Origin of the sequence: Marinobacter nanhaiticus D15-8W (assembly GCF_036511935.1) — a bacterium.
GTDB classification, from domain to species: Bacteria; Pseudomonadota; Gammaproteobacteria; order Pseudomonadales; family Oleiphilaceae; genus Marinobacter_A; species Marinobacter_A nanhaiticus.
In genome coordinates this window covers 682,073-708,685 of record NZ_AP028878.1, presented here as the reverse complement: position 1 = coordinate 708,685, position 26,613 = coordinate 682,073, and the positions used below count along the sequence as shown (strand labels likewise).

At 60.5% G+C, this 26,613-nt stretch carries 26 protein-coding genes; 14 read left to right on the top strand and 12 right to left on the bottom strand.

The window, feature by feature from the left end; all coding sequences use genetic code 11:
* The first annotated feature begins 38 nt into the window (after nt 1–38).
* The 4 genes from hemC (at nt 39) to RE428_RS03110 (ending at nt 4,213) form a co-directional block, all read left to right on the top strand.
* Nucleotides 39–980 (top strand): hydroxymethylbilane synthase, encoded by a 942-nt coding sequence (gene hemC / locus RE428_RS03125; protein WP_004578994.1) that lies wholly within the window; start codon nt 39–41, stop codon nt 978–980.
* Nucleotides 961–1,734 carry a uroporphyrinogen-III synthase gene (locus tag RE428_RS03120; RefSeq protein ID WP_004578995.1) on the top strand — a complete coding sequence of 258 codons (774 nt, stop codon included), beginning with the start codon at nt 961–963 and terminating at the stop codon, nt 1,732–1,734. The genes hemC and RE428_RS03120 overlap by 20 nt, the downstream gene beginning before the upstream one ends.
* 68 nt (nt 1,735–1,802) lie before the next feature.
* Entirely contained in the window at nt 1,803–2,981 is a 1,179-nt protein-coding gene (locus RE428_RS03115; RefSeq protein WP_004578996.1) for a uroporphyrinogen-III C-methyltransferase, read from the top strand.
* Complete coding sequence (locus RE428_RS03110; protein ID WP_004578997.1) at nt 2,978–4,213, top strand: heme biosynthesis HemY N-terminal domain-containing protein; 1,236 nt, start codon at nt 2,978–2,980, stop codon at nt 4,211–4,213. The genes RE428_RS03115 and RE428_RS03110 overlap by 4 nt, the downstream gene beginning before the upstream one ends.
* A 153-nt stretch (nt 4,214–4,366) precedes the next feature.
* Here RE428_RS03110 and RE428_RS03105 read toward each other — a convergent pair whose 3' ends face one another.
* From RE428_RS03105 to rho, 3 genes are all read right to left on the bottom strand, one after another.
* On the bottom strand, nt 4,367–5,374 hold the full coding sequence (locus tag RE428_RS03105; RefSeq protein ID WP_004578998.1) for a 2Fe-2S iron-sulfur cluster-binding protein: 1,008 nt from the start codon (nt 5,372–5,374) through the stop codon (nt 4,367–4,369).
* 3 nt (nt 5,375–5,377) lie between these two features.
* Entirely contained in the window at nt 5,378–6,853 is a 1,476-nt protein-coding gene (gene ubiD / locus RE428_RS03100) for a 4-hydroxy-3-polyprenylbenzoate decarboxylase (protein ID WP_004578999.1), read from the bottom strand.
* 97 nt (nt 6,854–6,950) lie between these two features.
* A complete protein-coding gene (gene rho, locus RE428_RS03095; protein WP_004579000.1) occupies nt 6,951–8,213 on the bottom strand; it encodes a transcription termination factor Rho in 1,263 nt (420 codons plus the stop codon).
* 544 nt (nt 8,214–8,757) lie between these two features.
* Here rho and moaB point away from each other — a divergent pair.
* Genes moaB through moaE form a run of 4 tightly spaced genes read left to right on the top strand, consistent with a single transcriptional unit; the run spans nt 8,758 to nt 11,273 of the window.
* Entirely contained in the window at nt 8,758–9,333 is a 576-nt protein-coding gene (gene moaB / locus RE428_RS03090) for a molybdenum cofactor biosynthesis protein B (protein WP_004579001.1), read from the top strand.
* Nucleotides 9,320–10,534 (top strand): molybdopterin molybdotransferase MoeA, encoded by a 1,215-nt coding sequence (locus tag RE428_RS03085; RefSeq protein WP_004579002.1) that lies wholly within the window; start codon nt 9,320–9,322, stop codon nt 10,532–10,534. The genes moaB and RE428_RS03085 overlap by 14 nt, the downstream gene beginning before the upstream one ends.
* A 2-nt stretch (nt 10,535–10,536) precedes the next feature.
* Nucleotides 10,537–10,812 (top strand): molybdopterin converting factor subunit 1, encoded by a 276-nt coding sequence (gene moaD / locus RE428_RS03080; protein ID WP_227500174.1) that lies wholly within the window; start codon nt 10,537–10,539, stop codon nt 10,810–10,812.
* 8 nt (nt 10,813–10,820) lie between these two features.
* Nucleotides 10,821–11,273 carry a molybdopterin synthase catalytic subunit MoaE gene (moaE, locus tag RE428_RS03075; RefSeq protein ID WP_004579004.1) on the top strand — a complete coding sequence of 151 codons (453 nt, stop codon included), beginning with the start codon at nt 10,821–10,823 and terminating at the stop codon, nt 11,271–11,273.
* Here the strand turns inward: moaE and mobA are convergent.
* Nucleotides 11,270–11,875 (bottom strand): molybdenum cofactor guanylyltransferase MobA, encoded by a 606-nt coding sequence (gene mobA / locus RE428_RS03070; protein ID WP_004579005.1) that lies wholly within the window; start codon nt 11,873–11,875, stop codon nt 11,270–11,272. The genes moaE and mobA overlap by 4 nt on opposite strands.
* A 120-nt stretch (nt 11,876–11,995) precedes the next feature.
* Nucleotides 11,996–12,322, bottom strand: coding sequence for a thioredoxin TrxA (trxA, locus tag RE428_RS03065; RefSeq protein ID WP_004579006.1), 327 nt, complete (start codon nt 12,320–12,322; stop codon nt 11,996–11,998).
* A gap of 333 nt (nt 12,323–12,655) precedes the next feature.
* On the opposite strand from trxA, the gene ppx reads away from it, so the two are divergent.
* Entirely contained in the window at nt 12,656–14,167 is a 1,512-nt protein-coding gene (ppx, locus tag RE428_RS03060; protein WP_004579007.1) for an exopolyphosphatase, read from the top strand.
* 38 nt (nt 14,168–14,205) lie between these two features.
* Here ppx and RE428_RS03055 read toward each other — a convergent pair whose 3' ends face one another.
* Entirely contained in the window at nt 14,206–16,134 is a 1,929-nt protein-coding gene (locus RE428_RS03055; protein ID WP_004579008.1) for an ATP-binding cassette domain-containing protein, read from the bottom strand.
* Nucleotides 16,135–16,206: 72 nt separating this feature from the next.
* On the opposite strand from RE428_RS03055, the gene RE428_RS03050 reads away from it, so the two are divergent.
* From RE428_RS03050 to RE428_RS03040, 3 genes are all read left to right on the top strand, one after another.
* On the top strand, nt 16,207–16,761 hold the full coding sequence (locus RE428_RS03050) for a TIGR02444 family protein (protein WP_154660718.1): 555 nt from the start codon (nt 16,207–16,209) through the stop codon (nt 16,759–16,761).
* Complete coding sequence (locus RE428_RS03045; protein ID WP_004579010.1) at nt 16,758–17,153, top strand: hypothetical protein; 396 nt, start codon at nt 16,758–16,760, stop codon at nt 17,151–17,153. Before RE428_RS03050 ends, RE428_RS03045 begins: the two co-directional genes overlap by 4 nt.
* A 269-nt stretch (nt 17,154–17,422) precedes the next feature.
* Entirely contained in the window at nt 17,423–18,163 is a 741-nt protein-coding gene (locus RE428_RS03040) for a BamJ family beta-barrel-assembly machinery protein (protein ID WP_004579011.1), read from the top strand.
* An 85-nt stretch (nt 18,164–18,248) separates the two neighbouring features.
* Here the strand turns inward: RE428_RS03040 and RE428_RS03035 are convergent, their stop codons facing one another.
* Both RE428_RS03035 and RE428_RS03030 read right to left on the bottom strand, forming a co-directional pair.
* Nucleotides 18,249–18,740: an Rsd/AlgQ family anti-sigma factor gene (locus RE428_RS03035; RefSeq protein WP_004579012.1), complete on the bottom strand. Its 492-nt coding sequence runs from the start codon at nt 18,738–18,740 to the stop codon at nt 18,249–18,251.
* A gap of 128 nt (nt 18,741–18,868) precedes the next feature.
* The gene (locus tag RE428_RS03030) at nt 18,869–19,372 is read right to left on the bottom strand and encodes a disulfide bond formation protein B (RefSeq protein ID WP_004579013.1); all 504 of its coding nucleotides are present in this window, start codon (nt 19,370–19,372) and stop codon (nt 18,869–18,871) included.
* A 298-nt stretch (nt 19,373–19,670) separates the two neighbouring features.
* On the opposite strand from RE428_RS03030, the gene RE428_RS03025 reads away from it, so the two are divergent.
* The gene (locus RE428_RS03025) at nt 19,671–20,114 is read left to right on the top strand and encodes a flagellar basal body-associated FliL family protein (RefSeq protein WP_004579015.1); all 444 of its coding nucleotides are present in this window, start codon (nt 19,671–19,673) and stop codon (nt 20,112–20,114) included.
* 55 nt (nt 20,115–20,169) lie between these two features.
* Here RE428_RS03025 and rmf read toward each other — a convergent pair whose 3' ends face one another.
* From rmf to RE428_RS03010, 3 genes are all read right to left on the bottom strand, one after another.
* Nucleotides 20,170–20,376 carry a ribosome modulation factor gene (gene rmf, locus RE428_RS03020; protein ID WP_004579016.1) on the bottom strand — a complete coding sequence of 69 codons (207 nt, stop codon included), beginning with the start codon at nt 20,374–20,376 and terminating at the stop codon, nt 20,170–20,172.
* 146 nt (nt 20,377–20,522) lie between these two features.
* Entirely contained in the window at nt 20,523–22,082 is a 1,560-nt protein-coding gene (gshA, locus tag RE428_RS03015; protein ID WP_004579017.1) for a glutamate--cysteine ligase, read from the bottom strand.
* Nucleotides 22,083–22,147: 65 nt separating this feature from the next.
* Nucleotides 22,148–24,493, bottom strand: coding sequence for a Tex family protein (locus RE428_RS03010; protein WP_004579018.1), 2,346 nt, complete (start codon nt 24,491–24,493; stop codon nt 22,148–22,150).
* A gap of 35 nt (nt 24,494–24,528) precedes the next feature.
* Here RE428_RS03010 and RE428_RS03005 point away from each other — a divergent pair, with 35 nt between their 5' ends.
* On the top strand, nt 24,529–24,669 hold the full coding sequence (locus tag RE428_RS03005; protein ID WP_154660719.1) for a hypothetical protein: 141 nt from the start codon (nt 24,529–24,531) through the stop codon (nt 24,667–24,669).
* Nucleotides 24,670–24,688: 19 nt separating this feature from the next.
* Here the strand turns inward: RE428_RS03005 and RE428_RS03000 are convergent, their stop codons facing one another.
* On the bottom strand, nt 24,689–26,425 hold the full coding sequence (locus tag RE428_RS03000; protein ID WP_004579019.1) for a bifunctional diguanylate cyclase/phosphodiesterase: 1,737 nt from the start codon (nt 26,423–26,425) through the stop codon (nt 24,689–24,691).
* Between the last annotated feature and the right edge of the window lie 188 nt (nt 26,426–26,613).

The window sequence follows — 26,613 nt, the reverse complement described above, 5'->3', positions numbered from 1 at the left end:
ATGGGTTCCATTTTCCGGATACGCCAACTGCATCGCCCATGACAGAACGCACCCTTCGCATTGCTACCCGAAATAGTGCGCTTGCCCTCTGGCAGGCTGAATTCATCAAGGCCGAACTGGAGCGGATGCACCCGCAGGTCACGGTCGAACTGCTGGGCATCAAGACCCGTGGCGACAAGATCCTCGACGTCCCGCTGGCTAAAATCGGTGGCAAGGCCCTGTTCGTGAAAGAGCTGGAAGAAGCCATGCTCGACGGGCGCGCGGACCTCGCGGTGCATTCCATGAAAGACGTCCCCATGACGTTCCCCGAAAGTCTGGGCCTGGTGGCCATCTGCGAACGAGAGGATCCCACGGATGCGTTCGTCAGCAACCAGTTCGAAAACGTCGATGCCCTGCCCGAAGGCGCCGTGGTCGGCACCGCCAGCATGCGCCGAGAGGCCCAGCTTCGGGCCTATCGACCGGACCTCAAGGTCCACACCCTACGTGGCAATGTAAATACCCGTCTGGCCAAGCTGGATGCCGGCGAATACGACGCTATCGTACTGGCCAGTTCCGGCCTCAAGCGTCTGGGTTTCCATGAACGCATCCGCTACAACATGCCTGATACCGTATCCCTGCCGGCCGTCGGTCAGGGGGCTCTGGGCATCGAATGCCGTATGGATGACGCCGAACTCGTCGAGCTGCTCAAGCCGCTCAACCACCAGGACTCAGCCGATCGCGTGCACGCCGAACGGGCCCTGAATAAACGGCTGGAGGGTGGATGCCAGGTGCCTATTGCGTCCTACGCCCTGCTCGAAGACAACGATACCCTCTGGCTGCGGGGCCTGGTCGGCAAAGTCGACGGCACCGAAATCCTGCGGGTGGAAGGCCGGGCACCCCGCGCCGAAGGCGAGCGGCTCGGGCGGGAACTGGCCGAGGACCTGCTGGCCATGGGGGCTGATCGCATCCTTGCCGATATCTATGGCTACGAGATCGAGTAAGCCGCTGGACGGGCTCCGCGTCCTGATCTGCCGCCCCCAGCCCGAAGCTGACAAGCTGGCTCTCCGGCTCCAGGAAGAAGGGGCAAAAACCCGTGTGCTCCCGCTGCTCCAGCGCCGCACCCTGCCGGACACGCCAGAGAAGCGCACGCTGATCATGGGCCTGGACCTGTACCAACACGTGATTGCCGTGAGCCCGAGCGCCGCCCGGGAATTCATCGACTATGCCGAGAATTGGTGGCCACAGTGGCCTGTCGGTCTAAACTGGTATGGTGTGGGAAGCGGCACAGCCGACGTATTGCGCGAAGCCGGTCTGACAGTTACTGCGCCCTTGGACGGGTACACCAGCGAACACCTGCTCGCCCTGCCCAAACTAGCCACGCCGGCTGACGAGCGGGTATTGATCGCCAAGGGCGTAGGCGGACGCGAATTACTGGGCCAGACACTGCAGCTGCGCGGGGCCCGGGTGGACAACCTGGAGCTCTACGAGCGGTCCTGCCCGAAGCATGACCCGGAAACGCTGGACAGCGCACTGAATGGTTTCGATCCAAATGCCATTATCGTGCTGTCTGGAGAAACGTTGAACAATCTCGTCGCGCTAGGTAAGAATACTGATCATAATCTTGAACATCGCAACCTGCTGGTGCCGGTCGATCGAGTGGCAGAAGCGGCGCGGGTGGCAGGTTTTGAGCACGTGCATATCCCGGAGCAGATAACGCCGGATGGGCTGGTCGAGTGCCTCCGGCAGTTTAACTGAAGTCGCCCGGACGCTGCCGGCCCCAGACACCGGCGCGCTGGAATACCCATTAATGAGTAAGGACGCCTGTGACTGAGTCAAAGAATAACCTACCCGCCACGGTTCCCCCGTCCTCATCGCAGCCGAGGCGTCTCTGGCCCCTCTGGCTCCTTATCGTCATCACCCTTGCTGCTCTCGTCCTGATGGGACTGTGGAGCTGGCATCAGTGGCAACAGCAGCAGTCGCTACGCCAGACTATCAGCCACCTGCAATCGACCACAGATAGTCTGGACCGCAATTACAGCCAGACCGGCAGTCAGCTCGACAGCCGCCTCCAGTCACTGCAAGGCGAGCTCAACGAACAGCAACAGTTGGTCGCCGACATGCGGCGCCAGATCGACCACAATGCCCAGGCGTTGCTGGATGCGGGCAACCGCGACCGCACGGACTGGTTGCTGGCCGAGGCGGAATACCTGCTACGTATTGCCAACCAGCGTTTGCAGGTAGAGCAGGATATCGACGGTGCCCTGTCCGCTCTCCAGGCGGCAGACGAAGTGCTGAACGAAACTGACGATCCGGGCACCTATCCAGTGCGCAAGCAGGTCGCCAAGGAGATCATGGCGCTCAGGAGCATCGAGGATGTAGACCAGACCGGCCTGTACCTGGAGCTTGAAGCCGCTATCGACGCCATCAACAACCTTACCGACGAAGCCCTGGCAGCACTGGACACCAGCACTGAAAATGATGAATCCGCGACCCGGGAGAACCCAGGGGAAGAAGGCAATACCCTGGCTCGCGGCTGGAGCCAGATCAAGTCGACCCTGAACGAAGCCATTGCCATCCGCCGGCTGGACGAACCGGTTAAACCGCTGCTCTCTCCCCAGCAAAGCGTCTATGCCCGCCTCAACATGCGGTTGATGCTGGAAGAGGCACAACTGGCCCTGCTACGCGGCAATCAGACCCTCTACGAACGCGCCCTGACCAAGGCTCGCGACTGGCTGGACACCTGGTACGACGGCAGTCATGCGCCGGTACGCGCCCTGCGCGAAAGACTGGCCGAACTGAGCCAGATGGACATCAATCCGCAGTTGCCGGACGTCAGCCAATCCCTGAACCTGCTCAAGGCTCGCCTGGAGGGTCGGCTCAACGCCACCAGCGGCGAAACCACGCCAACCGGGAACTCGAACAACAGCGCCTCCCCCAATAGCAGCCCGTCGCAGTCGTCGGAATCCGCTCCGTCCGGAGATAAGGCGGGCGACGCATCATGAGACGCCTTTTCCTCCTCCTACTTGTCGCACTGCTGATTGGCGCGGGCCTGAGCCTCGGCCTCCAGTACGACAGCGGGTACATCCGCATCAGCCTGGGCAATTACCTGATCGAGACCAATTTCTGGATTGGGGTATTGCTGATTCTGGTGGTCACCCTGGCACTGCAAGTGGTGTTGGCCATGGCCCGTCGCCTGCGCAGCGGGACGGGCATCGTCAGTGGCTGGCTCAACCAGAGCGCCGAGCGCAGGGCTCGCCGGCGCACCACCCGCGGCCTGCTCTCCCTCGCGGAAGGCAACTGGCCGCGTGCCCGCAAACTGCTGGAAGCCTCGGCGGACAAAGCCGACACGCCATTGATCAACTACCTGGCAGCCGCCCAATGCGCTTTCGAATGCGGCGACCACGATGCGGTCGACGACCTGCTGCGCAAGGCCTTCGAAAGTACGCCCGGCTCGGATCTGGCAGTGGGCATCACCCAGGCCCAGTTGCAGATCGCCGGCAACCGGATGGAACAGGCGCTGGCGACACTGATACGTCTGCGCAAGCAGGCACCCCATCATCCGTTCGTACTCAAGCTGCTGCGCACCGTCTACGAACGTCTGGAAGACTGGCGCGAATTGTCGGCGCTGATTCCGGAACTCCGCAAGCGGGAACTGGTGGACAAGGATGAATTGCAACGACTGGAACGTATAACCTGGCACAACCTGCTGGAGCGGGCTGCAGAGGATATCCGGCGCCAGGATGGCGAAAGACGCGACCTGACACCCCTGATCAAGCTGTGGGACGAGCTGCCCGGCTCCATGCGCCGGGACGAGTTCACCATCCGTGAGTATGCCCGCCACCTGTCCCTGCTGGGAGACGAACATCAGGCGGAAACCCTGCTGCGCAAGGTGCTCCGCAATCACTGGAGTGACGAACTGGTTAATCTCTACGGCCGGATAGGTGGGGAGAAGCCGGACGAGCAACTGCTGGTGGCGGAACGCTGGCTGCAGGACCGCCCCAACAACCCTGAACTCCTCCTCGCCCTGGGCCGACTGAGCCTGCGTAATGAGCTATGGGGCAAGGCGCGGGAATACTTCGAAACCAGTCTGCGACTGAAGCGCAGCCGCGAGACTGTTGCCGAGCTGGCGCGCCTGAATGCGCACATGGGGCAGCAGGAGCAGAGTAACCAGATGCTGTTGCAGAGCGTACTCAAGGATAGCGGGTTGCCGAACTTGCCGATGCCGAAGGCGTGAGCTCTATGCACTAATGTAGGTTGGGTTCACGCCCACGGGTAGGATGCGGTGAGCAAAGCGAACCGCATCAATCTGTCGTCGGCATCCGCATCACCTCGATAACACTGATGCGGTTCGCTTTGCTCACCACATCCTACGGGTGAAACTGTCGTCCTAGCCCCGCGGGGCGTACTCAAGCACGTCCGAATAAAACGCCGACTCCGGCAACCCTGCCTCAACCAGCGCATCCATCAACGTATACACCATCGGCGGCGAGCCGCTGGCCATGACTTCGACCCCGGACCAATCGTGGCCGCCCGCGAGAACGGCCCTGATGAGCTGGTCGTGGTGGCCACTCCAGTCGTTATCGTCGTCATCACCCACCACGGGCAGGAAGGAAAACACCGGCCACTGCTCGTGCCATTGCTGGGCCAGGGAGCGTAAGTACATGTCCTCGTGCCGACGAACGCCCCAGTAAAGCAGGACCGGCTGCGACACTTCGGCTTCATGCAGGTAATCGACGATGCTCTTCATCTGGGCAAAGCCGGTACCTGCTGCGATAAGCAAGAGCGGCTTGTCTGGAACGGAAGCCAGGCAGGCTCTACCGTGCGGCAGCTCCAGGGTCACCTGACCCTCTTCGTGAAAGGTATCCATAACCCGTTGTGCGGAGGCCCAGTCCGTCGCGGCCTGCACATGCAGTTCGATGGTCGACTCGGTCGGACTGCTGGCAATGGAGAAATAGGACGGAGCGGCACCGGGCAAACGCACGGACAGGTACTGACCGGCATGGAAGTTGATTTCCCGACGCCGGGGCAGTTCCAGGGTAACGCGGTAGACATCATGGTTCAGCGGAGTGATGTCTGCAACCTTCGCCTGCACCTGCTGCGGCGGATTAGAACCTGGGGCCATAACCTCCTCGATCTCCAGTTCGACCGGCCCGCATGGCTGGCTACGGCACAGCATAATGATGGCGGGCGGGAATTCGTTGTTACGGGTGCGGGTGTTGAACACCTGCCCCTGTGTCAGCCGGGCTTCGCAAAGTTCGCAGACGCCATTTCGGCAGGCCCAGCGAAGGGCGATTCCGGCGCGGCGGGCTGCGGTCAGCAAGTCGTCCGAAACCGGGGCGATGAATTCGAGACCTGCCGGCTCAATCCGAACCGGTACCGGGTCCTCGGTGCTCATCGACTAGGTGCGCTCATCGATACCCAGACTCGACCAGATCTCGTCGACCCGCTGTTTGACGGCAGGATCCATGGTAATGGGCGTCCCCCATTCCCGATCAGTCTCCCCTGGCCATTTAGTGGTGGCGTCCAAGCCCATTTTCGACCCCAGACCGGCCACCGGTGAGGCAAAATCCAGGTAATCGATGGGCGTATTCTCCACCAGCGTGGTGTCACGTGCCGGGTCCATCCTTGTGGTAATGGCCCAGACAACGTCCTTCCAGTCCCGGGCATTCACATCGTCATCGGTCACGATCACGAACTTGGTGTACATGAACTGCCGCAGGAAAGACCATACGCCCATCATCACACGTTTGGCATGGCCGGCATACTGCTTGCGCATGGTCACCACTGCCATGCGATAGGAGCACCCCTCGGGGGGAAGGTAGAAATCCACGATCTCGGGAAACTGCTTCTGCAGGATCGGCACGAACACCTCGTTCAGCGCAAGGCCGAGAATAGCCGGCTCGTCCGGGGGACGCCCGGTATAGGTGCTGTGGTAGATCGGGTTCTTGCGATGGGTGATGCGCTCGACAGTGAAAACCGGGAAGGTCTCCACCTCGTTGTAATAACCGGTATGGTCGCCGAAGGGCCCTTCCGGCGCGGTATCGTCCGGATAGATAAAGCCTTCCAGCACGATTTCGGCGCTGGCCGGCACCTGCAAGTCGGACAGTTGTGCCTGGACCAGCTCGGTCCGGCTGCCCCGCAGCAACCCGGCGAAGGCGTACTCCGACAATGAATCGGGCACCGGCGTCACGGCGCCCAGGATGGTCGCCGGGTCCGCGCCCAAGGCCACCGCTACCGGATAGGGTTCCCCGGGGTGGACCTTTTGCCATTCATGGAAATCCAACGCCCCGCCGCGATGACTGAGCCAGCGCATGATCAACCGATTACGGCCGATCAGTTGCTGCCGGTAGATGCCCAGGTTCTGGCGTTCCTTGTGGGGCCCGCGGGTGATCACCAGGGGCCAGGTTACCAACGGACCCGCATCGCCCGGCCAGCAATGCTGGATCGGCAGCTTGTAGAGATCCACATCGTCTTTCCCGATGACCACATCCTGGCACGGCGCCGAGCGCCGGACCTTGGGTCCCATCTGCATAACCTGGCGGAAGATCGGCAGCTTTTCCCAGGCGTCCTTGAAGCCCTTGGGCGGATCCGGCTCTTTCAGGAAAGCCAGCAACTTGCCAACTTCCCGCAGGCTTTCCACATCGTCCTGCCCCATGCCCAAAGAAACACGCTTCGGGGTACCGAACAGGTTGCCGAGCACCGGCATGTCGTAACCCTTGGGGTTCTCGAACAGCAACGCCGGGCCGCCCGCACGCAGGGTCCGGTCGCAGATCTCGGTCATTTCAAGGTGGGGGTCAATCTCGGTCTTGATGCGCTTGAGTTCGCCCAGCTTTTCAAGCTGATCGATGAAGTCACGCAGGTCGTCGTATTTCATGAGGCGATCCTGTGGGGAAGACGCTCAGATGTACGGGGGAGAAGGGTGAATAGCCCACCCGTCGTTGACGGTGCAAGACGGATGGGCATAGGCGCGATCAGCGCTTCTTCATGGACAGGAAGAACTCGTCGTTGGTCTTGGTGTCGCGCAGCTTGTCCAGCAGGAACTCCAATGCCGCGGAATCGTCGTCCATGGAGTGCAGCAGCTTGCGCAGGATCCAGACGCGCTGGATATCCGCCTCGGCCATCAGCAGGTCCTCGCGACGGGTGCCGGAGCGACGGATGTTCATGGCCGGATAGATGCGCTTCTCGGCAATGCGGCGGTCCAGGTGGACCTCCATGTTGCCGGTGCCCTTGAACTCTTCGTAGATAACCTCGTCCATCTTGGAACCGGTATCGACCAGGGCGGTGGCGAGGATAGTCAGGCTGCCGCCTTCCTCGACGTTACGCGCTGCACCGAAGAAACGCTTGGGCTTCTCCAGGGCATGGGCGTCGACACCGCCGGTCAGCACCTTGCCCGAGGACGGGATCACGGTGTTGTAGGCACGGGCCAGACGGGTGATGGAGTCCAGCAGGATCACCACATCCTTCTTGTGTTCGACCAGGCGCTTGGCCTTCTCGATCACCATCTCCGCAACCTGCACATGGCGGGCCGGCGGCTCGTCGAAGGTAGACGCTATCACCTCGCCGCGCACTGTACGCTGCATTTCGGTGACCTCTTCCGGCCGCTCGTCGATCAGCAGCACCATCACATGACATTCGGGATTGTTGCGGGTGATGGACTGGGCAATGTTCTGCATCAGCAGCGTCTTACCGGCTTTCGGCGGGGAGACGATCAGGCCGCGCTGGCCCTTACCGATCGGGGCGACAAGATCCAGGACCCTCGAGGACAGATCCTCGGTGCTGCCGTTACCCGCTTCGAGCGTCAGACGCTCGTCCGGAAACAGCGGCGTAAGGTTCTCAAACAGAATCTTGTTGCGGGCGTTATCCGGCTTGTCAAAGTTGATCTCGTTGACCTTGAGCAGCGCGAAGTAACGCTCGCCGTCCTTCGGCGGACGAATCTTGCCCGCGATAGTATCACCGGTACGCAGGTTGAAACGCCGGATCTGGCTAGGCGACACGTAGATATCGTCCGGACCCGCCAGGTAGGAGGCGTCCGCCGAACGAAGGAAACCAAAGCCGTCCTGGAGGATCTCCAGCACGCCGTCGCCGTAGATGTCTTCACCGCTCTTCGCATGCTTTTTCAGGATCGAGAAGATCACGTCCTGCTTGCGGGAACGCGCGAGATTGTCGAGCCCCATTTCCTGGGCAATATCCAGCAGCTCGGGAACGGGTTTCTGCTTGAGTTCAGTAAGGTTCATATTGTGTTTGACGAATCGGAATGGAATATCATTCAGGTTTGCGAAGACAGGGGAAGGTCCCCTGGACGTATAAAGTGATGCTTTTAGTTGGGACAGAAACCGTGAGGCGGGCGCCAAGACGGCTTTTCTAAATGGAAGCGTGAAAACGTGCCGGCCATTATAGCAACAACTTTGGCCATTACCACCCCTTCCAAAATTGCGGTGACAACAGGATACTCTTTAACAAGTAACAAGATACGCTTAACCGATAGCGACCTAGCGGGTCTTTCACTACCTGGCTGACTGCATCACTGTCTGAAAGCCAGGAACGACATGCCATCACTATCCCTTGTCTCGGTACTCTGAAAAGTATCGGTGCGGTGAAAACGCGCTATCGTGTGCTCAATAAAAAAATAAATCGCGCAATTCATCGCTGGGCACGGTTACGGTATAGCGTTTTTTCAAGACCCTGGCAAGTCACCTATGTACTAATAACCCCAAACTTGACGCTATTGGCTCAAAACCAATGCCTTTACCTCTAACCTGTAGTGGAATCTGCTGACCCATGGCCAACTTCGATACCTTCAAACCGTTGAACATTGCCATCCTCACCGTATCCGATAGCCGCGGACCGGAAGAGGACACCTCCGGCCAGTACCTGACCGACCAGGCCAATGCTGCCGGCCATCGCGTCATCGCCCGTCGCCTGTTGCCGGACGACGTCTACCTGATCCGCGCCCTGATCGCCCACTGGATTGCCGACAGCCGCATCCAGGTGGTGCTGATCACCGGCGGCACCGGCTTCCACGAACGGGACAGCACGCCAGAGGCGGTCCGCCCGCTGTTCGACAAGACCATCGACGGCTTCGGCGAAGAATTCAGACGGCTGTCGGCAGCGGATATCGGTTCGTCCACAATCCAGTCCCGGGCTTTCGGCGGCTTATCCAACCACACCGTGATTTTCTGCCTGCCCGGCTCCACCGGTGCCTGCACTCTCGGCTGGGAGAAGATACTGCGCGAGCAGCTGGATAGCCGCCATAAGCCCTGCAATTTCTCCGCGCTGGTTAACCGAAAGCCGGAAAGCCCGCTGCACCGCCTGGATGAACCGCTGGATACAGGAGCCCGCCATGGGACCGACTGAAGGCCTGACTCGACTGGAAGATGCCCTGGATCATCTGCTGCCCCGCGCCAAACCGATCGAAGGCACGGAAACACTGCCCCTGACCCAAGCCCTGGGCCGTATCCTTGCCGGCGATGCCAAGGTTCCGGCTGACGTGCCACCGGCTGATAACAGCGCTGTCGACGGCTACGCGGTCCGCATTGCAGACCTTGCCGGCCAGCCATTGCCCATCAGTCAACGGATTCCCGCGGGTGAAGCGTCCGTACCGCTGGAACCAGGCACCGCTGCACGCATCTTTACCGGCGCCTCGATACCTGCGGGCGCCGATGCTGTGTTGATGCAGGAGCATGTCGAACTGATCGACAAGAGCATCACTACCGGACGGACCCCCGAGCCCGGGCAGAACATCAGACCCCGGGGGCAGGATCTGAGCGCTGGCAGCACCGCACTCGAAGCAGGCACCCGGCTGCGTCCCCAGGAACTGGGTTTGTTGGCTTCGATTGGCGTTGCCAACGTCACCGTGCAGCGAAAGGTCCGGGTCGCGATTCTCACAACCGGCGACGAACTGGTCGCGCCGGGTCAGCCGCTGCAAGCGGGAAAGATCTACAATACCAACCGATTCACCCTGGACGCGCTGCTGCAACAATTGCACTGCGATGTCATCGCCCTGGGCGATGTCGCAGACACCCGCGAGGACACGCTTTCCGCACTGGAGCGAGCCAGCGCCGAAGCCGACCTGATCCTCTCCAGCGGCGGCGTTTCGGTAGGGGAAGAAGACCACGTGCGTGCGGCCATGGAAGCCCTGGGAGACGTATCCCTCTGGCGGCTGGCATTGAAACCAGGCAAGCCACTGGCTTTCGGGTCGGTCAAGGGAACGCCGATGCTGGGGCTGCCCGGCAATCCGGCCGCGGTACTGGTCACCTTCCTGGTCGTAGCTGCACCGTTTATCCACCGCCAGCAGGGACGGACCAACAAGCCTGCCGCGCCCTACGTATTGCCGGCCAATTTCACCGTCGAGCGTGCTTCGCCCAGACGGGAATTCGTGCGCGCACGCCGTGTCGAAATCGATAACCAGAGCTGGATCGAACCCCACCCCAACCAGAGCTCAGGCATGCTAAGCTCGGCGTGCTGGGCTGAAGGTCTTGCCGTGGTTCCCGAGGATCGGACGATCGCCCGGGGTGACCGATTGGACTTCTATTCCTTCAACGACTTACTGGGATGATGATGAGCGCTTCACCACAAGCCGAGCCGACGATCACCGTCAAGTTCTTCGCCAGCCTGCGCGAGCGTCTGGGTACGGACGAACTCACGGCCCCACTATCCGCGGGAGCCACTGTCGCGGACCTGATCGGCACGCTCGCCGAACAGGGGACGCCCTGGGACAGCCTCAAGGGCGATCGCCCGTTACTGGTCGCGGTAAACCAGGCCATGGTCAAGCCATCTCATCCGCTCAAGCCGGGCGACGAAGTAGCGCTGTTTCCACCGGTCACCGGAGGCTAAGACTCACCATGATTCGCATCCAGACCGAAGATTTCGACGTCGGTACCGAAATAGCCGCTTTGGAGAACAACGGCCGCTCCGGCGCCATCGCCACGTTCACCGGATTGGTTCGCAACCGTGGCGACCGGCAAGACGTAGCAGCCCTTTTCCTTGAACACTACCCCGGCATGACCGAAAACGTCATCGCCGACCTGATCGACCAGGCCCGCGGCCGTTGGACCATTGACGACGCCCGCGTGATTCACCGGGTCGGCCATCTGCCCCTGGGTGATCGTATCGTCTTCGTCGGCGTATCCAGTGCCCACCGGCAAGATGCCTTCGCGGCCTGCGAGTTCATCATGGATGCCTTGAAAACCTCTGCCCCCTTCTGGAAGAAAGAAATCACGGCTGACGGCGAATCTCACTGGGTGGAGCAGAAGGACAGCGACCGGGAAAAGGCGAAAGGTTGGGGTAACGGCTAGAGGCCCGTCGACGACCAGTCTTCTGGGCTATTCAGATTGCGGAAGATATCGGCAGAAACGGGCAGGTCGAGAAAAAGCGGCTCATGGCGTTCGGCGAAGCCCATCACCTTACGCTCGCCCCCCTCCAGATAGCTCTCCAGATCGTCGGCGAGCTTCACGGGGTAGTAGCCGTGCAACGGATGCGCCCGATGTTCCACCCGGGCCAGCACGATACGATCCGCGTCGACTGCAGCAGCAGTAGCAACCTGTTCCATCACAGCCGCCGTCACACCCGGCGTGTCGCAGGGCATAACCAGCATACCCTGCAAACCAAGCGTCCGGGCTTGCCGCATGCCCGCAAGAAGACCGGCAAGCGGCCCAGCGTCCTCGAAGCGCTCATCATCGCGCACCACCGCATCCGCCCACTGGCGATAGTCATCCAGACGACGATTGGCGCTCACGATAATTGTCGTGCAGTTTGACTCGAGTGCTTCGCGGACAAAGGCCACCAGGGGGTGCCCCTGCCAAGGCTCAAGCCCCTTTTCGACGCCACCTAAACGCCGAGCTCGACCACCAGCAAGAATAAGACCGCAACAGGTGTCGCGAAAAGTCGAATCAGCCATTAGTCCGCTCCCTATTCCCGGCGGCCAGAACTCCAGTTAGAACGAACCGGAACCATAAAAAAAGCCACCCCCGAAACAGGAGGTGGCCTTCACTAACCTATAGTCGGCTAACGCAACAAATCAGAGATTGCTATCGAGGAAAGCCGCCAGCTGGGACTTGGACAGTGCACCCACCTTGGTCGCATCCACGTTGCCGTTCTTGAACAGCATCAGCGTGGGAATACCACGGATATTGAACTTGGGTGGCGTCTGCTCGTTCTCGTCGATGTTAAGCTTGCAGACCTTCAGCTTGCCTTCGTACTCCTCGGCGATTTCTTCCAATACCGGAGCAATCATCTTGCACGGCCCACACCACTCGGCCCAGTAGTCAACCAGAACCGGGGTATCGGCCTTCAGCACGTCCTGCTCAAAGGATGAATCGGTAACGTTTACGATATTTCCGCTCATTACATTTTCCTGATTGCGGCAGCGTACACGCCTTGCACGCCACACCTAGACGTTTTGACCCGTCACCTTGACCGGCCACTTCAAAAATCACAGCCTCACTTTACGCGAAATGCCAGTCGCCCGAAAAGTCCTTGAGGAGCCGGGGCATGATCCATTACTGACAGGTTGGCGGGGTTTGACTTATAGTAACCCGCAGTGTCGGCTCGCCGTGAAGAGCCACACACAATATAAGGAACCTCTGACTAAGTCTATTGGCGATTCTGGCTCACCCTGACAGCCGGAATCAAGGCGCAACACAGAGGCTCCAAGCCCGGCAAGAGGATTTCAAGACACGTGACGGCCCGCAACCCCGCCACCGAACCCGAGCTGCTGGCAGCCATCGACATGGGTTCCAACAGTTTCCACATGGTGATCGCCCGCCTGATCCACGGCGAAATCCGAACCCTCGAAAAAATGGGAGAAAAGGTCCAGCTCGGTGCCGGCCTCGACGCCAACAACAACCTGACCGAAGAGGCCCAGGAACGAGCGCTGGATTGCCTGCGGCGATTTGCCCAACGCCTGCAGGGCATGCCCACCGGCGCGGTGCAGATCGTCGGCACCAACGCGCTGCGTATCGCCCGCAATGCCCACGCCTTTATGGACCGGGCGGAACAGGTCCTGGGTTTTCCCGTGGAAATCATCGCCGGCCGTGAAGAAGCGCGCCTGATTTATCTGGGCGTGTCCCACACCCTCTCGGACGACACCGGGCGACGCCTGGTGATGGACATCGGCGGCGGCAGTACGGAATTCATCATTGGCGAGCGATTCGAGGCGCAGGAGCTGGAAAGCCTGCACATGGGTTGCGTGTCGTTTCGCAACCGCTACTTCCCCGATGGCAAGATCCAGCGCAAGCAGATGGACAAGGCGCTCACCCATGCCGCCCAGGAACTACTCAACATTCGCCATCGATTCCGCGCTTTGGGCTGGCAAAGTGCCGTGGGCTCCTCCGGATCGATCAAGGCGATCTCATCCGTGCTCGCTAACCTCAAGCTGACCAACGGCACCATTACACTGGATGCATTGCGAGAACTGCGACAGCGTCTGGTGGACATGGGTTCGGTGGATCGATTAGCCGACCTTGGCGTTCGCTCTGACCGCCAAAGTATCTTCCCTTCGGGACTGGCCATCCTCCTGGCCGCCTTCGAGTCTTTGGAGATCGAATCGATGACCTACAGTGACGGCGCCCTGCGCGAAGGTCTGCTTTACGATATTGTCGGCCGCATCCAGCACGAGGACGTACGCGAGCGCACGATCCAGGCCCTGAAAGGCCGCTACGATGTCGACAACGCACATTCGGCAGCCGTCGAAGAGACGGCGATAACGGCTTTCCGACAGGTCGCCGATGCCTGGGGCATCAACACTGAATTCGATGAGGAACTGCTACGCTGGGCTTGCCGACTCCACGAGATTGGCCTGACCATCTCCCACAGCCAGTACCACAAGCACGGCGCCTACCTGTTACGCTACTCCGATCTTTCCGGCTTTTCGCAACAGGCCCAACGGAATCTCGCAACCCTGGTCCGCGGACATCGCCGCAAGTTTTCCAGCGCGGTATTCGAGGACTGCGACCCGGATGACGTACCGCGCCTGCAACACCTGTGCATCCTGCTGCGACTGGCCGTGCTCCTGCAGCACCCGCGCAACATGGACCAGCCGGCCGGCTTCAAGCTGGTCGCAAACAGCGACATGGAACTGACTGTGAGCTTTGCCGAAGGTTGGCTGGAAGAGCGCCCGCTCACGCTAGCCGACCTGGAGAATGAGCGCGAATACCTCGCTCGCCAGAAGTTCGTGCTGAACGTCGGCTAGCGTCGAAGGTTCCTAGCGACCTTGAAGACAGCGGGCCGTCAGGACAACGCGCTTTCCATCTCCTCAAGAGCCTCGGAGATCTCCAGCCACTCGATCTCGATCTCATCGAGCTCACTCCGGGCCTGGGCCTGCTCACCCAGGGCTCGCTTGAGCTCGTCCTTGCGGGCGGCCTCGTAGAGCCCGGCATCACCCAGCGTCTCTTCCAGTTGCTTGAGCTGGGCCTGGAGCTCACCCATTCGTTTCTCGATGCTCTGCTGGCGTTTGCGGTAGGGGCTCATCTTCTGCCGGATCTCCGCTTCGGCCCGCTTGCGCGCCTTGCGATCATCGGCGTTCTCAGTGTCGACGGCCTTGGCTTTCGTTTCTTCAGCCTCACGCCGGGGCGCTTTGGCCTCGTCTGTACGCCGATCCGCCAGCCAGCGCTCGTAATCCTCCAGGTCCCCGTCGTAGGTCCGCACCTGCCCCTCGTTGACCATCAGGAACTCGTCCACGGTATTGCGCAGCAGATGCCGATCGTGGGAGACCACCACGACGGCGCCTTCGAATTCCTGCAGGGCAATAGTTAGGGCCTGGCGCATCTCGAGATCCAGGTGGTTGGTGGGCTCGTCCAATAGCAGGAGATTGGGCCGTGCCCAGGCGATCAGCGCCAACGCAACCCGAGCCTTCTCGCCGCCGGAGAAATTGCGGATGCTCTCCAGCGCATCGTCACCATGAAAGTCGAAGCCGCCCAGGAAATTACGGATCGACTGCTCCGAGGCCTTGGGCGCCTCACGCTGCAGGTGCAGGAACGGACTGGCGTCCAGATCCAGGGATTCCAGCTGATGCTGGGCAAAATAGCCGACCGCCAGATGTTCGCCGGTCGTGCGTTCACCTGTCAGCAAGCTATTGCCGCCCAGCAATGCGTTGATCAACGTCGACTTGCCCGCCCCATTGGGGCCCAGCAGCCCGACGCGGGTCCCCGGCAACAGCGTCAGGTTAATGTTCTGCAGGATAACCTTATTACCGTGACCGGCGGAGCCATTGCGGATGGACAATAACGGGCTGCTGAACTTCTCGGGTTCGGGAAAGCGAAACTTGAACGGCGAATCCACGTGGGCCGGCGCAATCCGCTCCATGCGCTCCAGCGCCTTGATCCGGCTCTGGGCCTGGCGCGCCTTGGTGGCCTTGGCCTTGAAGCGGGTAATGAACTGCTCGATCTCGGCAATGCGCGCCTGCTGGCGCTCGTAACCGGCCTGCTGCTGGGCGAGGCGCTCGGCACGCTGGCTCTCAAAGGCGGAAAAGTTGCCGGTGTACATGACCAGCGTCTGCTGGTCGAAATGCATTATATGCGTGGCCACCCGGTCCATGAAATCCCGATCGTGAGAGATAAACAGCAACGTGCCCGGATAGCGGCGCAACCAGTTTTCCAGCCAGAGACAGGCATCCAGATCCAGATGGTTTGTGGGCTCATCCAGCAACAATAAATCGGACGGCCGCATCAGCGCCTGGGCAAGATTGAGGCGGATACGCCAGCCGCCGGAGAAAGACGCTACCGGCTTGTCGGCATCCGCATCGACGAAGCCAAGCCCGCGCAGCAGCGCCTCCGCCCGCCGCGAAGCGGACCAAGCCTCGTGCAGGTCCAGTTCACCATGAATACGCGCCTGGGCAGTATCGTCTCCACGCTGTTCGGCTTCCGCCAGTTCGCGTTCGAGGCGGCGCAGTTCGACATCGCCATCCAACACAAAATCCCGCGCGCTGCGGTCCGTGGCGTCAACTTCCTGCGCCATGTGCGCCAGACGCGTGCCTCCGGGCAGGTCGATACCGCCGGCTTCAGGAGCCAACCGCCCCAAGATCAGACTGAACAGGCTGGACTTGCCCGCACCATTGGCACCGACAATACCCACGCGCTGCCCCGGCTGGATGGTCGCCGAGGCGTTTGCTAGCAACCATTGGCCGCCGCGTTGTAGACTAAGATTCGTTAATGTCAGCATGCGCGCATTCTATCAGGGAATCTGGATGACCTGTCATTGCTGCAATGTGCCATTCCCCTGTTTCGGACGGTTATGCGACCACCTGACGACCTCGAGCTCGACAATCCTCTCTGGCAGTTTGCCCTGGGCCTCTGGTCAGCGCCGGCAGTGGCCGAGGCCTGCCTGGCGCTTCAAGGACTCGGCTGGTCAGTCTCGCGCATCCTGACGGCCCTGTGGCTGACCCGACTTTCCATCGAATGGCAGGGGGATGAAGCGGCGGAAGTGACGGAATGGCGCAGCCACTGCACCGAAACACTGCGCGGCCTGCGCCAACAATTGGCGAAAGGGACGCCGGCCGATCGCCTGCGGGAACAGATCAAGCAGGCCGAACTGCAGGCAGAGCGCGTCGAACTGGCCTGGATTTATAAGGGATTTCATCAACGCGGTCATAATGTGTCCGGATTTTCGGGCTATAATGAAACCCTGTTAATCCGTAACCTGCGCGCTGCGGCCCCAGACGGGGAAAATAGATCTGTACTCGAAGCCGGCATGAATCAACTCATTAGTGCTCTGCATCAGTTTAGCGCTGTGCAAAAAGCCGATCCCGCCGCGCGTACGAACGCCAAACAAGGGAGCAACTCCCAATGATGCTGCGCCGCTGGGCTTTCAGGCTCGCATTCCCTGCCCTGGGTTTGCTTATCGTCCTGATGTTCGTGGGGATAAAGGACCCTGTGCCGGAATCCACGAGCACCGGCAAATCCGAACCGCCACCCTCCTTTGAAGCCGTGGTCCCCAATCCCGTGCCCGACGATGGCCCGGATATCGTGTTCAAGTGGCAGGATACCGACGGCAGCTGGCACTACGCGGACAAACCACCCTCCGATGGTGCGTGGAACGCGCTGGCCATCGACCCCTCCGGTGCGCGCCTCAATGCTGAGCCCGAAGTGATGACCGAGCCGGACTGGAACTCACCCTACGCCGCCCCCTATTCCCTGAGTTCGGGCAACATCGACCGGATGCCGAACGCGGCGACACCCTGAACCGGTTCACACTTCTGGGCAATCCGGTCGTCAGGGCAAATATTCCTTAAGGATCAGTCATTGGCACCCTGTCGCCAAAAGCGTTACCTTTGCCCTTCCAAGGAACATCTGAGCGAGTCCATTGTCGATTCTCGTAACCCTCAAGCGAACGCAATAGCCTCGCTCAGAGGTTCCCAATAAATGCATCCGGAGTCAGCCGAAATAAGGCCTCGAACCGCTTGGTGTATAAGCGGCCCGCTTCGGAATCTCCTAAAAGCAAAGGATACTCCATGAAAAAATCCCTGATTTCGATCGCACTGGCAGGCGCCGTTGCCGCCACTGCCTTCGGCGTCGTCACTGCTTCAGCCGAACCCGCACTGGACAACCAGGACCAGAAGGTCAGCTACGGCATGGGGCTGGTACTGGGCGAGCGCATGAAGAATGACCTGCCCGACCTGCAGATGGAACAGTTTGTCCAGGGGATCCGGGATGGGCACGCGGGTGGCGATGCCGCCAAGATGACGCGCGAGGAGATTCAGGCCGCCCTGCAGCAGTACCAGAAGGACATGCAGGAAGAGCAAATGGCCAAGATCCAGGAGATGGCTGACGAGAACAAGAAGAAGGGTGAGGCCTTCCTCGAGAAGAACGCCCAGCGCGACGAGGTCAAGACCACCGACTCCGGTCTTCAGTACGAGGTGATCGAAGAAGGGGACGGCCCCAAACCTGAAGCCTCCGACAGCGTGACCGTTCACTATACAGGCGAGCTGATCAACGGCGACGTGTTCGACAGCTCACGTGAGCGCGGCGAACCTGTCACCTTCCAGCTGTCCCAGGTCATTCCGGGCTGGACCGAAGGCTTGCAGCTAATGGAGGAAGGCGCCCGCTACAAGCTCTACATCCCGTCTGACCTGGCGTATGGCCCGGGCGGCAACCGTTCGATCGGCCCCAACGAAACGCTGATCTTCGACGTGGAACTGCTTGAGGTTAACCCGTCCGAAGACGGGGGCGACTCCGGCGAACAGGGCGAATAAGACCCGCCCTCGGAACGCAAAAGAGCCGGCAACTGCCGGCTCTTTTTGTATTGGCGTCTGTTAAAGCGTTGCCCCGACCGGTAAATCAGGCGGACGACGAGGACGTCATGACCTTTTCCGCATGGACATTGTGCAGGTGCTCGATGAGGAAATCTTCCAGGGAGAAGCGGGTTTCCAACTGCTCGCCCAACTGGGATAACGGCTCCATCAGCGCCTTGAGTTGATCTTCATCGAGACTGTCGGCACTGAGTCGATCATTGAACGACAGCGCCACTTCCGTGGTGGCTTCAATCTTTGGATAAACCCGCGCCATCAGGTCGAGACCACCATCATCGAACTCCTTGGCCTCCTGGATCAGTTGTTCGTAAATCTCGAAGTGACCTGCCGACACATAGTCGACCAGTACCTCGCAGAAACGGACAAAGCGCGTATGGATGCTATCCACATTACTAAAATCCGTGGTTCCGCTGATATCGCAGAACTTGACGATCAGGTCCTGTCGATCGCGCAGCCAGCGATCAATCAATTCGCTGACACCACCCCACCTTTCCCGGGCATTCTGCACGTTGTCGAGCATGTGTCCTCCTAAGTCCGAAAGCTCGGGAGCCGCTAAACAGCAACTCCTTCTTGTCGTTATCGTACGGAAGTTACCCCAGGGGCTCCAGCCCGGGCAAGCGTTTCATTGAGTCTTCATGCAGCAAAGACTCAAAGATGTCGCTGACGGCCAAATGCGCCGAACAGAATCGCAATGCCGAGTACGAACAGCAGGGTAAAAAAGATCGCCGTCCACCCCGGAATACTCAATCCAAGGAACCGCCAGACCACCTGGGCGCAGTCACCGGTACCCTGTAGGGCAATACGGAATACGTCCAGTATCGGCATGACGTCCAGCAGGTAATCCACCGACGGACCACAGGCTGGCACCTGGTCTTCGGGCAGGCTCTGCAGCCACAGCTGACGGCCGGCCAAGGCAACCCCCACAGCGGAAAATACGGCGAGGAACAGCCCGTAGATGCGCCCACCCCACTCTTTGGGATTATGCAGCGCTGCGATCAGCGCCAGGATACCCACGACCGAAATCGCAATCCGCTGCAGCCAGCACAACGGACAGGGCTCCAGACCCATGACGTATTCCATGTAGAAGGCAACGGCCATCAACGCCGCACAGACAAGGAAAATCAGCAAAAATACAAGACGTCGACCGGGCATGGGCATCCTCAACAGGTTGAATCCTTATTTGGTGGCAGCGCAAGCGAACATCGCCGCAGGCTGTATCGAGACGTTGATAGACCAGACTGCGTCGATTCAGTTTCCGGAGGTAGAAGTTCCGGAGGCGAGAGTCCCGCAGAGCCAACCTCCGGACACGTCGCGCATTTGTGGCGTGTCCGATAGCATCCGTAAGTAAAGGACTGCTATTCTGGCAAGAAGCCTCTGATTAAGCACCCGTTTTTATCGGGATGCGCCGCCTTCGGCGATAAAACAGGATATGAAGGAGAACTGCAAGCCCATGACGCTACGACGCCTCGCCCTCGCCGCCAGCCTGGCCCTACTCTGCACCGGGCCATTACCGCTTCAGGCGGAGGAAGAGGAAACTGACGAGGCCGCCGAGGAGCAGGCTGAACCGGCGCAGTCGATCTATGTGGAGATGCAGCCACCCTTCGTGACCAACATCGGCCAGTCCAGCGGTCGTCTGAGTTACGTGAAGGCAGAAGTCACGCTGCGCGTGGCTTCGGCGGAAGCCGAGACAGCGGTCAACAACCACAAACCCCGGCTGCGGCATGAAATGGTAATGATGCTGGGCAACCAGAACCGCGAGGAACTCTCCACACCGCGGGGGCAGGAAGCGCTGCGCGCGAAGGCGCTTGAACAGTTCAATCAGGTTCTCGAAGACGAACAGACGGGAGCGGAAATCAAGGACGTGCTGTTCACGTCCTTCGTTGTCCAGCGGTAAGAGATCTCGGCAGCCGGCGCCAGCTACAGGAGAGCCTTACGTCAGCCCTGCCGACTCAGGCAATACGATCACTGAGGCCCGGCGCATCCTGGCGTAGCGCCTGCTCACCATCCTCCCAACCGGCTTCCCAGGCGGCGACGACCACCTCCCCACGATAGGGACAGCGTTCGCGGGCCATACCCATCACCGCCGCCATATACCCTTGGCGATAGGCCTTGTTGAGTGACTCCACATCCCAGCCGAGCTTGATGTCCCTGGCCATGGCGGGTCTCCTCTCGCCATCCAAACCACCGCGAACCGGACCGGCCGGCCCGAACCTGTAACAAAAATTAACAGGCGTTATCGACCCGGACAAGTGGCTGTTCGGGATTTGTGCGACAGGTCCGAAATCGCCCAGCAGGGATGTGATCAGTCGCGCAAATAGGCCTCGAGATACTCATCAAATGTCACACGATCACTGTCTTCCAGCTCTTTCTGTTCGGCGATGGAGTCCGTCGCCATCCTGGCAAAAACTGCGTCCGTTTCGGCGTCCAATGCATCCTCTCGCAGGCTCGCCTGGTGACGTCGGGATTGCGCCATGCCCCAGGCCAGATGACCTTCGCCGGACGCCTGCATAGACGCCAACACACGCGCAGAGCGGATCAAGCCAGGGTTGGCTACTGCTTCACGCTGCGCCTCCAGCGCTTTGCTATAAGTCCGCTCTCCCCCGTTAAGACCATCCAGCAGCGACGCTAGCTCTGACAGGCGATCCAGGGTCTGCATGGCAGCGTCGCGAACCGGCTTCAGCTCCCCACCGAAACAGATCTTCAGGTCGTCCTGGCGCCCCTGACCGACGACGTCCTTATAGCTGCCATCGAGCCGTTCGCACTCAGCGTCACCGATAACGTCGCTATCGCTGAGCAGACAATCGAGCAGGAACACATCGAGAAAGTCGATCTGTTGCGCGCCAATCCCCAGCGGCTCGAACGGGTCGAGGTCCAGGCAGCGTACTTCCACATACTCCACGCCACGGCTCTTGAGCGCCTGGATCGGCTTCTCACCGCGCTCCGTGGAACGCTTGGGGCGAATGGCACTATAGTACTCATTCTCGATCTGCAGCACGCTGGTATTGATCTGCTTGTACTCGCCCTGCTCGTCTTTGAGGCCGAGGTTCTCGTAGGGCGGCCAGGGCGTGTGGATCGCCCGGTACAGCGTATCGGTATAGGTGCGCAATTCGTTAAAGCAGATATCCAGCGAGGCCTGGGCATTGTTGTGGTAGCCCAGGTCGCCCATACGCAGGGACGTCGCGGTGTCGCCGAACCAGGTGTCTTCGGAGAATTTGCTCAGGTGATGGGAGACGCCATTCACGAAGCTGGCATCCAGCGCCGGCGAGGCGCCGAACAGCAGCATCAACAGCCAGCTACGGCGGCGGAAATTGCGGATCAGCCAGAAATACTGGTCGGACTTGAAATCCTGCAGCGAGCGGGAATCCCCCAGCAGTTGCTGCCAGCACTCCCAGAAGTGGTCCGGCAGGGAGAAGTTGTAGTGCACGCCAGCGATACTCTGCATCATCCGGCCATAGCGGACCGCCAGCCCACGCCGATAGACATGGCGCAGCCGGCCGCTGTTGGACGAACCGTATTCAGCGATGCGAATACTGGGATCGCCGTCCAGCCGGCAGGGCATGCTGGGCGACCAGAGTACTTCGTCACCGAGGCGGGACTGGACGAAGCGGTGGGTATCGCCGAGGGACTTGAGCAGACTATCCGTCGAGTCGCAGACGGGCGTGATCAGCTCCATTAGCGCCTCGGAATAATCCGTGGTGATTTGCGGATGGGTCAGGGTTGAACCCAACTCCGCCGGGTGAGGGGTCTGGGCGATAAAGCCATTCCGGTCGACCCTCAGGCCCTCCTTTTCCAACCCCTTGCGGAAGCCGGTCCAGTCCTTGGCAGCGAACTGCTGGAATAACGCCCTGCGGGACTCGCCCATGGTCATGCTCCTGGTACGAAGCCGCCGAGCCCTTCAGCAGGGACCGGCGGCGGATTGTCTGTAGTTCAACGGCCGTTCTTGCGAGCCGAAGCAAGTGCCTGAGCCAGTGCTCCCGCCATGGCGCCCTGCGAGGCCTTCTGCTGATCGCGCCCCTTACCGGCATTGCCCTGACCGCCGCGGGGACGATCTCCGCCTCCGCGATTCCGCTCGCCCCGACCGGCGTTGTTGCTCTCGCCAGGCTGATCGTCCATACGCATGGACAGGCCGATTCGTTTACGCGGCACATCCACTTCCATGACCTTCACCTTGACGATATCGCCCGCCTTGACCACCTCGCGCGGGTCCTTCACGAACTGGTGGGACAGCGCCGAGATATGCACCAGGCCATCCTGGTGTACACCAATATCCACGAACGCCCCAAAATTGGTGACGTTGGTCACGCTACCTTCCAGCACCATACCCGGTTTGAGGTCGTTGAGGGTTTCCACACCCTCTTCGAAACTGGCAAAGCGAAACTCTGGTCTGGGGTCGCGGCCGGGTTTTTCAAGCTCCGCGATAATGTCCTGTACAGTCGGCAGACCAAATTTATCGCTGACGTAGCGCTTGGGATCGAGGCTGCGCAGGAACGCGCTGTCCCCAACGATCTGGTCGATGGAACGGCCGCTATCCTTGGCGATAGCCTGGACGATGCCATAGGCCTCGGGATGTACCGAGGAGCGGTCCAGCGGGTTCTCGCCGCCCGCAATGCGCAGGAAGCCCGCCGCCTGTTCATAGGTCTTGGCGCCCAGGCGCGGCACGTCCAACAACTGCTTGCGGTTACGGAACGCACCGTTCTGGGTGCGGAAGTCGACGATATTCTGGGCGGTGACCTGGTTCAAGCCGGCGACCCGGGCTAGCAAGGGCACCGACGCCGTATTCAAGTCCACGCCGACGGCGTTTACGCAGTCTTCCACCACCGCATCCAGGCTGCGTGCCAGCTGTACTTGGGATACGTCGTGCTGGTACTGCCCTACGCCGATGGATTTGGGCTCGATCTTCACAAGCTCCGCCAGCGGATCCTGAAGGCGACGGCCAATGGAAACGGCGCCACGGATGGTAACGTCCAGGTCCGGCAGCTCACGGCTGGCAAATTCGGAGGCGGAATAGATCGATGCGCCGGATTCGTTGACCACGATACGGGCCAGGTTGAGTTCCGGATACCGTTTGATCAGATCTCCGGCCAGCTTCTCGGTCTCGCGGGAAGCGGTGCCGTTGCCGATGGCTATCAGCTCGAGCTTGTACTGGCGGCACCACTTGGCCAGCTGTTCGATGGACTGCTCCCATTTGTTTTGCGGCGCGTGAGGGAAAATAGCGCCGTGGTCGACCACCTGGCCAGTACCTTCGATCACAGCGACCTTCACCCCTGTGCGCAGACCCGGGTCCAGCGCCAGTGTCGGCCGCGGGCCGGCTGGGGCCAGCAGCAAGAGATCCTTGATGTTGGCGGCGAAGACCTGGATGGCTTCGGCTTCGGCCGCTTCCCGCACCTGGGCGACCAGTTCGGTTTCCAGGTGGGTGGAGAGTTTGACGCGCCAGGTCCAACGCACGACTTCAGCCAGCCAACGGTCGGCGGCGCGGCCCTGGTCGCGGACCTTCCAGTGGCCCGCAATCTTCTGCTCGGCAGGAGAGACCTTGGTGCGGTCGTCCTCGTCATCACCCACGACAATGCTGTAGTTGAGCACGCCCTCGTTGCGGCCACGCAAAATCGCCAGCGCCCGATGGGAAGGCACTTTCTTCAGCGGTTCACTGTGCTCGAAGTAATCACGGAACTTGGCGCCTTCGTTTTCCTTGCCGGCAACCACCGTGACTTTCAGGGTGCCCTGCTCCCAGAGGAAATCACGCAACTGACCGAGCAGCTCGGCATCCTCGGCAAAACGCTCCATCAGGATGAACTTGGCCCCATCGAGAGCCGCCTTGGCATCGTCCACGCCGGCATCCTTGTTGATGTAGTCGGCGGCCAGAGTGTCGGGATCCTGCGTCGGATCGTCGTACAGCGCATCCGCCAAGGGTTCGAGACCGGCTTCGCGGGCAATCTGCGCCTTGGTGCGGCGCTTGGGCTTGTACGGCAGGTAAAGATCTTCCAGACGGTTCTTGGTATCGGCGGTCTCAATGGACTCGCGCAACTCGTCGGTCAGTTTGCCCTGCTCTTCGATACTGTCGAGGATAGTCTTGCGCCGGTCTTCCAACTCACGCAGGTAACGCAGGCGTTCTTCCAGCGTTCGCAGTTGGCTGTCATCCAGGGAACCGGTGACTTCTTTGCGGTAGCGGGCAATAAAGGGAACGGTGGCGCCTTCATCGAGAAGTTCAACGGTTGCGCTGACCTGCTGCTGCCGGACGCCCAGTTCATCGGCGATCCGCTGGAAAATGCTGTTCATGCCACCTCACTTGCGTTGCATGGGTATGGTTTTGAATGGACGACCTACCGGACGAAACCGCGCATTATAGCGCCGTGACGGCCAATTTCACGACCGTCGATTTGCCCCGGGACAAGTTTATCCAGAGCAATACGAATGGCGCCAGAGACGTGCTGATGACGCCGAAGCTTTGCTGATGACGAAAGCTACAGGGCCTTATTGGCCCAGGCAAGCGAGGTTGTTGCGGGCTTCGAGAAACTCCAGGAGTTCGTTCCAGGGCATGGGTTTGGCGTAATAGTAACCCTGCACTTCGTCGCAATGTTGCTGGCGCAGGAAATCGAGCTGACCCTCGGTCTCTACCCCCTCGGCGACCACGCTCATCTGCAGGCTGTGGGCCAGGCTGATAATCGCGCGGATGATGTGCTCCGCATCGCCGCTCTGGCCCAGGCGCTGAACGAAGGACTTGTCGATTTTCACCAGCGAGATCGGCAGGTGCTGGAGGTTGCTGAGTGAGGAAAATCCGGTACCGAAATCGTCCAGCGCAAAGCTGATGCCCAACTGGTTGAGCTCCCGCAGACAACGCTGGGCGTAGTCCGGGTCGTGCATCATCGCACTTTCGGTCAACTCCAGCTCCAGCAGGCTGGTGTCGATACTGGCGTTGTAGATGATGCGGAAAATGGTTTCCGTCATCTTGCGATCGTGGAACTGGCGGAACGACAGGTTCACTGCGAACACCATGCCCGGATAGCCCAGGGATGAGGCTTCCCGCAGCCGGTCACAGGCCTGCTCCAGCACCCAGTAGCCGATGGGCACGATCAGGCCGCTACGCTCGGCCGCCGGAATGAACTCGTCCGGCCCCACCAGCCCGCGCTCGGGATGGTTCCAACGCAGCAGGCATTCCACGCCACGTACTTCCTCGGATACCAGGTCGATCCGCGGCTGGTAATAGAGCTCCAGTTGCCGGCCGCGCAAGGCGTTACGCAGGTCCGCCTCGAGGGTGAGCTGGCGCCCGACGGTCAGATGCAGTTGCTGGTTATAGAAACGGTAGCTGGTGCCGGCATCGCGCTTGGCCTCGAACATGGCCCGGTTGGCCTGGCGAAGCAGGAGTTCCGGCGTGTTGCCGGCTTCGGGGTAGGTGGAGATCCCGACGCTGGCGCTGAGCACCACGCTCTTGCCGTCGATCACCACCGGATTGTTCATGGCGCTGACCAGTTTGCGGATGATCTGGGTTACATCCAGGGAATTTTCGACCCGTTCGATGATAATGGCAAACTCGTCGCCGCCGATACGCATCAGCGAGTCCACCCGCCGCAGGTTCTGGCGTAACCGCTCCGCCAACTTGAGGATCAGTTGGTCCCCAGCCTGGTAACCGAGGCTGTCGTTGACCGCGCGGAATTCATCCAGGTTGATATGCAGCAGCGCCAGGCGCTGATCGTGACGTTCTGCCCGATGGATGGCCTGCTGCAGACGATCGAAGAACAAATCGCGGTTGATGAAACTGCCGGCCATATCTCGGCCCAACTGCCCCTGCGTCGTCTCGTGGACCCGCTGACGGAAGAGCGCGCAGAGCAGCGCCCGCCCCAGGTTCCAGGGATCGAGTCTGCCTTTGGTCAGGTAGTCTACCGCGCCATTGACACGCGCCAGGGGCAGGCCGATATTTTCCGGCTCGGCGCCCAGCGCGACGACAGGCCGCTCGTCTCCGGCCACGGACAGGTATTGCAGGAATACCGCCTGGGAGGAGACGAACATAATGCTGTCCCAAAGCACAACATCGAACTGGGTGTTGGCAACCAGGTCTTCACAGTCAGCCAGGTCCGGGCACCAGGTAATATCCAACCTCAGTTCCGGATTCTGGTGGAGCATGTGCCGGTACCACAGGTAATCCTGCAGCTCCGGCGTCAGTATGAGCAGACGGATGCTCGTGGCGTTCCACGCGTCCTCGGTATCATTCATTAGCAGCGGCCAACTCCCTTGTATCCCGTGCGGCCATTACCACACACTCATGCCGAATACCCCTCCGCGCATCGGGTACAACAGGTTCAGCAGACAAATTTACGAAACGTCCTCTCCGTAGGACGCAAGGAAAGCATAGTCGACCCGGGCGCCGGATGCAGCGCCTTTTTAATCTTTACCATGCGGTC